Annotated in this window: 6 protein-coding genes and 5 pseudogenes; 10 read left to right on the plus strand and 1 reads right to left on the minus strand. The window is 38.1% G+C overall.

The genetic code is table 11. The annotated features are described in order from the left end of the window. Positions 1-153 precede the first annotated feature (153 nt). From QMQ21_RS02940 to glnA, 5 genes and pseudogenes are all read left to right on the plus strand, one after another. Complete coding sequence (locus QMQ21_RS02940) at positions 154-5,169, plus strand: endo-beta-N-acetylglucosaminidase (protein ID WP_261813880.1); 5,016 nt, start codon at positions 154-156, stop codon at positions 5,167-5,169. A gap of 89 nt (positions 5,170-5,258) precedes the next feature. Further along, entirely contained in the window at positions 5,259-6,455 is a 1,197-nt protein-coding gene (locus QMQ21_RS02945; RefSeq protein WP_001096743.1) for a phosphoglycerate kinase, read from the plus strand. 135 nt (positions 6,456-6,590) lie between these two features. Next, positions 6,591-7,111: pseudogene (locus QMQ21_RS02950) on the plus strand (FUSC family protein); the annotation flags it as partial. 80 nt (positions 7,112-7,191) lie between these two features. After that, positions 7,192-7,548, plus strand: a complete 357-nt coding sequence (glnR, locus tag QMQ21_RS02955) for a transcriptional repressor GlnR (RefSeq protein ID WP_000659547.1) — start codon at positions 7,192-7,194, stop codon at positions 7,546-7,548. A 36-nt stretch (positions 7,549-7,584) separates the two neighbouring features. After that, positions 7,585-8,932, plus strand: a pseudogene (gene glnA / locus QMQ21_RS02960) (type I glutamate--ammonia ligase). A 95-nt stretch (positions 8,933-9,027) separates the two neighbouring features. On the opposite strand, the gene QMQ21_RS02965 reads toward glnA, so the two are convergent. After that, complete coding sequence (locus QMQ21_RS02965; protein ID WP_079251602.1) at positions 9,028-9,147, minus strand: glutamine synthetase; 120 nt, start codon at positions 9,145-9,147, stop codon at positions 9,028-9,030. Here QMQ21_RS02965 and QMQ21_RS02970 point away from each other — a divergent pair. The 5 genes and pseudogenes from QMQ21_RS02970 (at position 9,112) to QMQ21_RS02985 (ending at position 12,430) form a co-directional block, all read left to right on the plus strand. Further along, positions 9,112-9,269 (plus strand): annotated as a pseudogene (locus tag QMQ21_RS02970) (cell envelope). The gene QMQ21_RS02965 and the pseudogene QMQ21_RS02970 overlap by 36 nt on opposite strands. A gap of 374 nt (positions 9,270-9,643) precedes the next feature. Further along, a pseudogene (locus QMQ21_RS02975) lies at positions 9,644-10,544 on the plus strand (restriction endonuclease subunit S); the annotation flags it as partial. A gap of 171 nt (positions 10,545-10,715) precedes the next feature. After that, positions 10,716-11,003 (plus strand): restriction endonuclease subunit S, encoded by a 288-nt coding sequence (locus QMQ21_RS19405; RefSeq protein WP_425603950.1) that lies wholly within the window; start codon positions 10,716-10,718, stop codon positions 11,001-11,003. Between the two features lie 56 nt (positions 11,004-11,059). After that, positions 11,060-11,856 (plus strand): annotated as a pseudogene (psrA, locus tag QMQ21_RS02980) (tyrosine-type DNA invertase PsrA). Next, positions 11,843-12,430: a restriction endonuclease subunit S gene (locus QMQ21_RS02985; protein ID WP_226372058.1), complete on the plus strand. Its 588-nt coding sequence runs from the start codon at positions 11,843-11,845 to the stop codon at positions 12,428-12,430. The pseudogene psrA and the gene QMQ21_RS02985 overlap by 14 nt, the downstream one beginning before the upstream one ends. Positions 12,431-12,775 lie beyond the last annotated feature (345 nt).

A 12,775-nucleotide genomic window follows, 5' to 3' on the forward strand; every position in this document is an offset into this window, starting at 1 on the left:
TTATTTTAGATTTGTGAAAACAGCTATTGTTTTTTGTCAAAAAATGCTTTAGGATAAAAATGTGATTATCATGGTTCTAGAGTTTGATAAAAAACTACAGAATATAAAGCGCTTTCTTAAAAAACAACAAAATCAATCTTTTAGGAGGAGAAAATGAAGAATCCATTTTTTGAAAGACGTTGTCGTTACAGTATTCGTAAGTTATCAGTAGGAGCCTGCTCGCTGATGATTGGTGCTGTTTTATTTGCTAGTCCAGCTTTGGCAGAAGAAACTGCAGTTCCTGAAAATAGCGGAACCAATACAGAGCTTGTTTCAGGAGAGAGTGAGCATCCAACTAATGAAGCTGACAAGCAGCATGAAGGAGAACATGCTAGAGAAAATAAGGCAGAAGAGGCAGAAGGAGTAGCGACAGCATCTGAAACTGCTTCGCCAGCAAGCAATGAAGCTGCTACTACTGAAACCGCAGAAGCAGCTAGCACAGCTAAACAAGAGGAAAAAGCAAGTGAGGTGGCTGCAGAAACACCATCTGCAGAAGCAAAACCTAAGTCTGAAAAGGAAATAGAAGCAAAGCCCGAAGCAACTAGCCAAGGGGATGAGTCTAAGCCAGCAGCAGAAGCTAATAAGACTGAAAAAGAAGTCCAGCCAGATGTCCCTAAAAATACGGAAAAAACATTAAAACCAAAGGAAATCAAATTTAATTCTTGGGATGAATTGTTGAAATGGGAACCAGGAGCTCGTGAAGATGACGCTATTAACCGCGGATCTGTTGCCCTCGCTTCACGTCGGACAGGTCATTTGGTCAATGAAAAAGCTAGTAAGGAAGCAAAAGTACAAGCCCTATCTAACACCAATTCTAAAGCAAAAGACCACGCTTCTGTTGGTGGAGAAGAGTTCAAGGCCTATGCTTTTGACTATTGGCAATATCTAGATTCAATGGTCTTCTGGGAAGGTCTTGTACCAACGCCTGACGTTATTGATGCAGGTCACCGTAACGGGGTTCCTGTATATGGTACACTCTTCTTCAACTGGTCAAATAGTATTGCTGATCAAGAAAAATTTGCTGAAGCTTTGAAGCAAGACGCAGATGGTAGCTTTCCAATTGCCCGTAAATTGGTAGATATGGCCAAGTATTATGGCTATGATGGCTATTTCATTAACCAAGAAACAACTGGGGATTTGGTTGAACCTCTTGGAGAAAAGATGCGCCAGTTTATGCTCTATACCAAGGAGTATGCTGCTAAGGTAAACCATCCAATCAAGTATTCTTGGTACGATGCCATGACTTATAACTATGGACGTTACCACCAAGATGGTTTGGGAGAATACAACTACCAATTCATGCAACCTGAAGGAGATAAGGTTCCAGCAGACAACTTCTTTGCTAACTTTAACTGGACCAAAGAGAAGAATGATTACTCTGTAGCTATGGCCAAATGGCTAGAGCGTAGCCAGTACGATGTCTTTGCAGGATTGGAATTGCAACAGGGTGGTTCTTATAAGACTAAAGTGAAATGGGATGCCCTTTTAGATGAAAATGGCAAACTTCGCTTGTCACTTGGTCTCTTTGCGCCAGATACTATTACAAGTCTTGGCAAGACAGGCGAAGACTATCATAAGAACGAAGATATATTCTTTACAGGTTACCAAGGTGATCCTACTGGCCAAAAACCAGGTGACAAAGATTGGTATGGTATTGCTAATCTAGTTGCGGACCGTACGCCAGCGGTAGGTAATACTTTTACTACTTCTTTTAATACAGGTCATGGTAAAAAATGGTTCGTAGATGGTAAGGTTTCTAAGGATTCTGAGTGGAATTATCGTTCAGTATCAGGTGTTCTTCCAACATGGCGCTGGTGGCAAAAATCAACTGGTGATAAGTTGAAAGCAAGCTATGATTTTGAAGATGCTTATAATGGTGGAACTTCTCTTAAATTTGCAGGGGATCTTTCAGGTGCGACCAAGCAAGATGTGAATTTGTACTCTACTCGCTTGAAGGTGACAGATACAACCAAATTGCATGTTGCCCACAAAGGAGGCAAAGGGACCAAGGTTTATGTAGAATTTGCAACCAAGAAAGATTATACCTATGGTGATGAAGCTGCCCGTAAAGAATTGACAGTTTCAGATAACTGGACTACCGATGATTTTGATTTGAGTGCCTTGGCAGGTAAAACAATTTACGGTATTAAACTCTATTTTGAAAATGACAAAGACTTAAAAGGTTATCAATTTAACCTGGGGCAATTGACCATCAGCAATAATCAAGATGCTCCTCAGGCACCAACCACAGTAGCTGTAGCCAAACAAGTCCTTAAAAATGCCCAAGAAGCGGAAGCAGTTGTACAATTTACTGGTCATAAAGATGCTGATTTCTATGAAGTCTATGAAAAGGATGGCGATGCTTGGCGCCTATTGACAGGTTCATCTGCAACTACGATCTACCTACCAAAAGTTAGCCGCTCAGCTAGTGCGACTGGTACTAGTCAGGAGTTGAAGGTTGTTGCAGTTGGTAAGAATGGCCTTCGTTCTGAAGCAGCAACTACAAACTTTGAGTGGGGGATGACTGTCCAAGACACAAGTCTTCCAAGACCTCTAGCAGAAAACATCGTTCCAGGGGCTACTGTTATCGGAAGTACCTTCCCAGATACAGAAGGTGGAGAAGGTATCGAAGGTATGTTGAATGGGACCATCACCAGTCTATCTGACAAATGGTCTTCTTCTCAATTAAGTGGTAGCGTTGATATTCGTTTGACACAACCACGCCGTGTTGTGAGATGGGTCATGGATCATGCTGGAGCTGGTGGTGAGTCTGTTAACGATGGCTTGATGAACACCAAAGACTTTGACCTTTATTATAAAGATGCAGATGGTGAGTGGAAGCTAGCTAAGGAAGTCCGTGGTAACAAAGCACACGTGACAGATATCACTCTTGATAAACCAATCACTGCTCAAGACTGGCGCTTGAATGTTGTCACTTCTGACAATGGAACTCCATGGAAGGCTATTCGTATCTATAACTGGAAAATGTATGAAAAGCTTGATACTGAGAGTGTCAATATTCCGATGGCCAAGGCTGCAGCCCGTTCTCTAGGCAATAACAAGGTACAGGTTGGTTTTGCGGATGTACCAGCTGGAGCAACCATTACCGTTTATGACAATCCAAATTCTCAAACTCCGCTTGCAACCTTGAAGAGCGAAGTTGGAGGAGACCTAGCAAGTGCACCATTGGATTTGACAAATCAATCTGGTCTTCTGTACTATCGTACCCAGTTTCCAGGCAAGGAAATTAGTAATGTCCTAGCAGTTTCCGTTCCAAAAGATGACAGAAAAATCAAGTCAGTCAGCCTAGAGACAGGACCTAAGAAAACAAGCTACGCCGAAGGGGAGGATTTGAACCTTAGAGGTGGTGTTCTTCGAGTTCGGTATGAAGGGGGAGCTGAGGACGAACTCATTCGCCTAACTCACGCAGGTGTATCAGTATCAGGATTTGACACGCATCATAAGGGAGAACAAAATCTTACTCTCCAATACTTGGGACAACCAGTAAATGCGAATTTGTCAGTGACTGTTACTAGTCAAGATGAAGCAAGTCCGAAAACTATTTTGAGAATTGAAGTAAGTCAGGAACCGAAAAAAGATTACCTAGTTGGTGATAGCTTAGACTTGTCTGAAGGACGCTTTGCAGTGGCTTATAGCAATGACACCATGGAAGAACATTCCTTTACTGATGAGGGAGTTGAAATTACTGGTTACCATGCTCAAAAGACTGGTCGTCAAACCTTGACGCTTCGTTACCAAGGTCATGAAGTCAACTTTGATGTTTTGGTATCTCCAAAAGCAGCATTGAACGATGAGTACCTTAAACAAAAATTAGCAGAAGTTGAAGTGGCTAAGAACAAGGTGGTCTATAACTTTGCTTCACCAGAAGTAAAAGAAGCCTTCTTGAAAGCAATTGAAGCGGCTGAACAAGTGTTGAAAGACCATGAAACTAGTACCCAAGATCAGGTTAATGACCGTCTTAATAAATTGACAGAAGCTCATAAAGCTCTGAATGGTCAAGAGAAATTTACGGAAGAAAAGACAGAGCTTGATCGCTTAACAGGTGAGGCTCAAGAACTCTTGGCTGCCAAACCAAACCATCCTTCAGGTTCTGCCCTAGCTCCTCTTCTTGAGAAAAACAAGGCCTTGGTTGAAAAAGTAGATTTGAGTCCAGAAGAGCTTGCAACAGCGAAACAGAGTTTGAAAGATCTGGTTGCCTTATTGAAAGAAGACAAGCCAGCAGTCTTTTCTGATAGTAAAACAGGTGTTGAAGTACACTTCTCAAATAAAGAGAAGACTGTCATCAAGGGCTTGAAAGTAGAGCGTGTTCAAGCAAGTGCTGAAGAGAAGAAATACTTTGCTGGAGAAGATGCTCATGTCTTTGAAATAGAAGGTCTAGATGAAAAAGGTCAAGACGTTGATCTCTCTTACGCTTCTATTGTGAAAATTCCAATTGAAAAAGATAAGAAAGTGAAGAGAGTATTCTTCTTACCTGAAGGCAAAGAGGCAGTGGAATTGGCTTTTGAACAAACGGATAGTCATGTTATCTTTACAGCACCACACTTTACTCATTATGCCTTTGTTTATGAATCTGCTGAGAAACCACGAGTAGAATCTAATGGTGCAAATGACCTTGTTACTATCTCAACTAAACCAGAACAACAAAACACAGTCCTTCCAAAAACTACTAATCAACCTACTTCTGATCAACAAAAGGCTCCTAAATTGGAAGTTCAAGAGGAAAAGGTTGCCTTTGACCGTCAAGAGCATGAAAATGCTGATATGCTAGTTGGGGAACAACGAGTCATCATACAGGGACGAGATGGTCTATTAAGACATGTCTTTGAAGTTGATGAAAACGGTCAGCGTCGTCTTCGTTCAACAGAAGTCATCCAAGAGGCGATTCCAGAAATTGTTGAAATTGGAACAAAAGTAAAAACAGAACCAGCAGTAGCGCCTACACAAGAAAAACCAGCCCAAAATACAGCAGTTAAATCAGAAGAAGCAGGCACCCAATTGCCAAATACAGGAACTGCTGATGCCAATGAAGCCCTAATAGCAGGATTGGCAAGCCTTGGTCTTGCTAGTTTAGCCTTGACATTGAAACAGAAAAAAGAAGATGAAGATTAAATATCGAAAAATCTTGTGAAATCTTTCCTTATATTTCCAAAGTGTGATATAATAGTTTCGAATAAAATAAATAAAGGGGTTTTTGTAACATGGCAAAACTTACTGTTAAAGACGTTGACTTGAAAGGTAAAAAAGTCCTCGTTCGTGTTGACTTCAACGTACCATTGAAAGATGGCGTAATCACTAACGACAACCGTATCACAGCAGCTCTTCCAACTATTAAGTACATCATCGAACAAGGTGGACGTGCAATTCTTTTCTCTCACCTTGGACGTGTGAAAGAAGAAGCTGATAAAGCTGGTAAATCACTTGCTCCTGTAGCAGCAGACTTGGCAGCTAAATTGGGCCAAGACGTTGTTTTCCCAGGTGTAACTCGTGGTGCTGAATTGGAAGCAGCGATCAACGCTCTTGAAGATGGACAAGTTCTTTTGGTTGAAAACACTCGTTACGAAGATGTTGACGGCAAGAAAGAATCTAAAAACGATCCTGAACTTGGTAAATACTGGGCATCACTTGGAGATGGTATCTTCGTAAATGATGCATTCGGTACAGCTCACCGTGCACACGCATCTAACGTTGGTATCTCAGCAAACGTTGAAAAAGCAGTTGCTGGTTTCCTTCTTGAAAACGAAATTGCCTATATCCAAGAAGCAGTTGAAACTCCAGAACGTCCATTCGTAGCGATCCTTGGTGGTTCAAAAGTTTCAGACAAGATCGGTGTTATCGAAAACTTGCTTGAAAAAGCTGATAAAGTCCTTATCGGTGGTGGTATGACTTACACATTCTACAAAGCACAAGGTATCGAAATCGGTAACTCACTTGTAGAAGAAGACAAATTGGATGTTGCGAAAGCTCTTCTTGAAAAAGCAAATGGTAAATTGATCTTGCCAGTTGACTCAAAAGAAGCTAACGCATTTGCTGGTTACACTGAAGTGCGTGACACTGAAGGTGAAGCAGTTTCTGAAGGCTTCCTTGGTCTTGACATCGGTCCAAAATCTATCGCCAAATTTGACGAAGCTTTGACTGGTGCCAAAACAGTTGTATGGAACGGACCTATGGGTGTATTTGAAAACCCAGATTTCCAAGCTGGTACAATCGGTGTGATGGACGCTATCGTGAAACAACCAGGAGTTAAATCAATCATCGGTGGTGGTGACTCAGCTGCCGCAGCGATTAACCTTGGCCGTGCAGACAAGTTCTCATGGATTAGTACGGGTGGTGGAGCATCAATGGAACTTCTTGAAGGTAAGGTTCTTCCAGGACTTGCAGCCTTGACAGAAAAATAAGATTTTATAAACAAATCAAAGAAGAGAGGGATGAAAGTTCCTCTTTTCTTTTGCTTAAAATAAAAACGCTTCCTCTCAACTATTACTCATAAAAATCACCGATTTATGATAAAATGGAAATAGAAAGTTGAGATTATGAGTTATTTTAAAAAATATAAATTCGATAAATCCCAGTTCAAACTTGGTATGCGAACCTTTAAAACAGGTATTGCTGTTTTTCTAGTTCTCTTGATTTTTGGCTTTTTTGGCTGGAAAGGTCTTCAAATTGGTGCTTTGACAGCCGTTTTTAGCCTGAGGGAGAGTTTTGATGAGAGTGTTCATTTTGGGACTTCGCGTATTCTAGGAAATAGTATCGGTGGACTCTATGCCTTGGTCTTTTTCTTATTAAATACCTTTTTCCACGAAGCCTTTTGGTGACCTTGGTAGTTGTTCCAATCTGCACCATGTTAACCATTATGACAAATGTAGCTATGAATAACAAAGCAGGGGTTATTGGTGGTGTAGCAGCTATGTTAATCATTACCCTATCGATTCCGAGCGGCGAAACAATTTTGTACGTATTTGCGCGTGTATCAGAAACGTTCATGGGAGTTTTTGTCGCAATTCTCGTAAATTACGATATTGATCGTATTCGGCTCCTTTTAGAGAAAAAAAAAATGATGTTACATTTTATAACATTATCAATTGACGTTTGTCTTTTTTTAGACTATAATAGACAGAAAGAAGGAAATTGTAAATGAAGGAAAAAGAATTTCGCCGAAATATGGCTGTTTTTCCTATCGGCAGTGTTATGAAGTTGACCGATCTATCGGCGCGTCAGATTCGTTATTATGAAGATCAAGAGTTGATCAAACCTGATCGAAACGAAGGGAACCGTCGCATGTATTCCTTGAATGACATGGATCGTCTGCTTGAAATCAAAGATTATATCTCTGAAGGTTATAATATCGCTGCCATTAAGAAAAAATATGCTGAACGTGAAGCGAAATCCAAGAAAGCGGTGAGTCAGACTGAGGTGCGCCGTGCACTTCACAATGAACTCCTCCAACAGGGTCGCTTTGCTTCGGTGCAATCACCTTTTGGTCGCGGTTAAGCAACCGCAAGTAGTCATACATTAAGGAGAAAACTCATGCCAATCACAGCTGCAGATATTCGTCGTGAAGTCAAGGAAAAAAATGTTACCTTTATCCGTCTCATGTTCTCAGATATTTTGGGAACCATGAAAAACGTCGAAATTCCTGCTACAGATGAACAGTTAGATAAAGTCTTGTCAAACAAGGCTATGTTTGATGGATCTTCTATTGAAGGTTTTGTACGTATCAATGAGTCAGATATGTACTTGTACCCTGACTTGGATACATGGACAGTCTTCCCTTGGGGAGATGAAAATGGAAGTGTTGCAGGTTTGATCTGTGATGTCTATACAACAGAAGGTGAACCATTTGCGGGGGACCCTCGTGGCAATTTGAAACGTGCTCTTCGTCACATGGAAGAAGTTGGATTCAAATCCTTCAACCTTGGACCAGAGCCAGAATTTTTCCTATTTAAACTCGATGAAAATGGGGATCCAACACTTGAAGTGAATGACAAGGGTGGCTACTTTGATTTGGCGCCTACTGACCTTGCGGACAACACACGTCGTGAGATTGTGAATGTCTTGACCCAAATGGGATTTGAAGTAGAAGCCAGTCACCACGAGGTTGCGGTTGGACAGCATGAGATTGACTTTAAGTATGATGAAGTTCTCCGTGCTTGTGATAAGATTCAAATCTTTAAACTTGTTGTTAAAACCATTGCTCGCAAACATGGCCTTTACGCAACCTTTATGGCCAAACCAAAATTTGGTATTGCTGGATCAGGTATGCACTGTAATATGTCCTTGTTTGATGCAGAAGGAAATAATGCCTTCTTTGATCCAAATGATCCAAAAGGAATGCAGTTGTCAGAAACGGCCTACCATTTCCTTGGCGGTTTGATCAAGCATGCCTACAACTATACTGCTATCATGAACCCAACGGTTAACTCATACAAACGTTTGGTTCCAGGTTATGAAGCCCCTGTTTACATTGCTTGGGCTGGTCGTAACCGTTCGTTCACTTGTACGCGTGCCTGCTTCACGTGCTATGGGAACTCGTCTTGAGTTGCGTTCAGTTGATCCAATGGCAAACCCATATATCGCTATGACAGTTCTTTTGGAAGTTGGTTTGCATGGTATTGAAAATAAAATCGAAGCACCAGCTCCTATCGAAGAAAATATCTACATCATGACAGCAGAAGAGCGCAAGGAAGCTGGTATTACAGACCTTCCATCAACCCTTCACAACGCTTTGAAAGCTTTGACAGAAGATGAGGTTGTCAGAGCAGCTCTTGGAGAACATATCTATACTAGTTTCCTTGAAGCCAAGCGAATCGAATGGGCAAGCTATGCAACCTTCGTTTCACAATGGGAAATTGATAATTATTTAGACCTTTACTAATACTAATATATAAGAAAGATTGCCTGAGGGTAAACAGTCACACAGCAGTCTAAGCCATCAAATACCTATAACCCTTAAAATAGCGATTTCGGTCGCTATTTATTTTTCGAAAAATCCTCTTGACTCTTTTGCGAATTAGATTTATCATTAGACGTGTAGAAGAAAATCAAGGAGTCACTATGGAAAAATTCAATTTCAAAAACAATATCGGGCAAGAAAACACATTGCTTCAAATCGAAATCTACAAGTTTACTAATTTACTAACTTTTGCAAGCTTCAAAATTACACATCTGTAAATATTTTTTCGAAAGATATATTTGAAGCCATAGTAAATTGAGACTAGAATAGTACACTACATCTGCTAAAAAATTTCTAGAAATTAATTTAACTTTCCTAATCGATTTGTTTACATCTTATTTCAATCTACTATATTATCTCAATAAATGATGATGGAGACTGTTTTGTTTGTGCTTGTCGATTTTTGAATCCTGATCGAGCGGAAGAATATTTCTACCGAGGTTGCCAAGGGGAAAATCCTGAAGATATTGAATTTTATGATGAACAATTACAGGCAGAAAAGGTGGAGGTTTTAAGTATTCGATTGGAAGTAAAAAATTGAATTATCTACAATCTCATCAACAATAAACCTATTTCAACCCCATTATCTATAGGCGTATTTTTACGCCTTTTTATATACTTGAAGCACATAAGAAACATTATGGGAAGTTTGCTGATGGAAGTACTCAAGAAATTGATGTTCCTTATGATATTCCTGATACTTGGGAGTGGGTGAGGTTTTCTACATTGGTTGAAATTGTCAGAGGTGGCTCTCCACGACCAATCAAAGATTATCTTACTTACGAAGTAGATGGAATAAATTGGATAAAAATAGGTGATACTGAAAAGGGTGAAAAGTATATAAATAATGTTAAAGAAAAAATCAAAAAATCAGGGCTTAACAAAACTAGATTTGTAAAAAAAGGTACATTTTTGTTAACTAATTCTATGAGTTTTGGTAGACCTTATATTTTGAATGTTGATGGTGCAATACACGATGGATGGTTGGCTATTTCGAACTATGAAAACTCATTAAATAGAGATTACCTATTCTATATTCTTTCATCAAATGTAGTTTATTCTCAATTTTTATCTCTAATTAGTGGAGCTGTTGTGAAAAACTTGAATAGTGATAAAGTTGCTTCTATTCTAATCCCTCTCCCTCCGCTAGCTGAACAACAACGCATAATAGAAGCAATCGAATCAGCTTTAGAAAAAGTAGATGAATATGCTGAAAGTTATAATAGACTCGAACAGCTAGATAAAGAATTTCCAGATAAACTAAAAAAATCTATTCTTCAATATGCTATGCAAGGAAAATTAGTTGAACAAGACCCAAATGATGAATCAGTCGAAGTTTTACTTGAAAAAATACGAGCAGAAAAACAAAAACTCTTTGAAGAAGGCAAGATTAAAAAGAAAGATTTGGACATTTCTATTGTTTCCCAAGGAGATGATAACTCTTATTATGAGGAAGTTCCTTATGAAATACCAAAAAGTTGGGAGTGGGTGAGGTTTTCTACATTGGTTGAAATTGTTAGAGGTGGTTCTCCACGACCAATCAAAGATTATCTTACTTCCGAAGTAGATGGAATAAATTGGATAAAAATAGGTGATACTGAAAAGGGTGAAAAGTATATAAATAATGTTAAAGAAAAAATCAAAAAATCAGGGCTTAACAAAACTAGATTTGTAAAAAAAAGGTACATTTTTGTTAACTAATTCTATGAGTTTTGGTAGACCTTATATTTTGAATGTTGATGGTGCAATACACGATGGATGGTTGGCTATTTCGAACTATGAAAACTCATTAAATAGAGATTACCTATTCTATATTCTTTCATCAAATGTAGTTTATTCTCAATTTTTATCTCTAATTAGTGGAGCTGTTGTGAAAAACTTGAATAGTGATAAAGTTGCTTCTATTCTAATCCCACTCCCACCCCTTCCTGAACAATCCAGAATCGTTGATAAAATCGAACAATTTTTCGCCCATATTGACGCACTAATTTAGTATAATAGTTTTACGTGCGGTGGAATTTCTATCAAACATAAGATAGGAGTTTTACGTTGAAAGAATTTGAATTACATTTGAAGAAAGCTGGTTTAGCTGAAAATACTGTGCGTTCGTACCTTTATGGTGTTCGATTTTTCTTGGAGAATTATGAACTCAAAATGGAAGATTTATTTGAATACAAGGGATATTTATTAGACAATTTTAAACCTAAAACTGTCAATTTGCGACTACAAGGAGTAAATAAATATCTGACTTTTATTGGTCATGATGATTTGAAATTAAAATTTGTCAAAGTACAGCAAAAACCGTTTTTAGAAGATGTCATTAGCTATGCTGATTACCTTTTTCTTAAACGTAGTTTGAAAAAAGATGGTATTTTAAAATGGCATTTTGTCGTTTGGTTTTTAGGTGCAACTGGGGCTCGTGTAAGTGAGCTTATTAAACTAAAAGTAGAGCATGTAGAAATCGGTTATTTTGACATTTACTCAAAAGGTGGTAAAATTCGTAGACTGTACATTCCTAAAAAATTAAGAAATAGTTGTCTTAGTTGGTTAGAATCAGAAAATCGCCGAAGTGGTTATTTATTTTTGAATAAATTTAATGAACCAATTACAGCAAGAGGAGTTGCTCAACAGTTAAAAAATTATGCTGATAAATACAAAATGAATCCTAAAGTAATTTACCCTCATTCTTTTAGACATTTATTTGCTAAGAATTTTTTATCGAAGTATAATGATATTGCCTTGCTTGCAGATTTGATGGGACACGAAAGTATAGAAACTACTCGAATTTATCTAAGGAAAACAGCTACTGAACAACAAATATTGTAGATAAAATTGTTAATTGGTAAAAAAATAACAGGTGGTCAAATTGACCATCTGCTATTTTTTTGTGATTATGGCTCTTATTATGGGAAGATACCTATGAATTGGGTACAGACAACATTAAATTATATAGGAATAATTAGTACTGGTAACACGCCATCTAAAAATAGCCCTGAAAACTACGGCGGCGAAATACCATTCTATAAACCTGCTGATTTATTACAAGGAGAACTATACAATGCAACTGAATATTTATCGGTTCTAGGAAATACAAAATCCAGAAAAATAAAAGCAGGTTCTATTTTAATAAATGGTATTGGAAATATTGGAATTGCTGGGATTGTTCGTGTTGATGGAGCGTTCAATCAACAAATGCATGGCATAGAAGTATTTAATTTTGTCAACTCAAAATTTTTACTTTTAGCTATACAGTCTGATTTTATGCAAAAACAATTCAAGAACAATACATCATCTACCACTATTCCTATATTAAACAAAACTAGATTTTCTCAAACTATAATTAATTTTCCAGGTATACGTACACAAAAATTAATAATTACTAAAGCTGAGAAACTTTTTGAAAAAGTAAATCAATTTTAGCGACAATTCTCTTTTGTTCTAAAACTGAAGGAATACCTATTATTTTAGATTTTAGATACGAATAATGTCGAGCATAGCCCCTGTTCCTAACAAATAATAGCGTATAGTCTAAGTGGTATTTTAAAAATTTTGCAGATAAGCAAATTGGAGACAGAATTTTTACTCCGTCTGCACCAACAACAAAAGGGAAGTCTATAATCTTAAGATTTCTTGTATGGTCAAAATATTACAACGTTTGTTTTATAGTCTAGAATCTTAGAAAAATTATTAGAAAATCCTTCAACTAATATTTTAGATTGACTAACTACTGGAATCTTGCCCTTTTTACAATTTCAGACTGTTTTA

The organism is Streptococcus bouchesdurhonensis (assembly GCF_948472335.1).

Coding starts and splice junctions, on each gene's coding strand:
- QMQ21_RS02945 (WP_001096743.1), top strand. CDS start 5,259: ATGGCAAAACTTACTGTTAAAGACGTTGACTTGAAAGGTAAAAAAGTC.
- glnR (WP_000659547.1), top strand. CDS start 7,192: ATGAAGGAAAAAGAATTTCGCCGAAATATGGCTGTTTTTCCTATCGGC.
- QMQ21_RS02940 (WP_261813880.1), top strand. CDS start 154: ATGAAGAATCCATTTTTTGAAAGACGTTGTCGTTACAGTATTCGTAAG.
- QMQ21_RS19405 (WP_425603950.1), top strand. CDS start 10,716: ATGAGTTTTGGTAGACCTTATATTTTGAATGTTGATGGTGCAATACAC.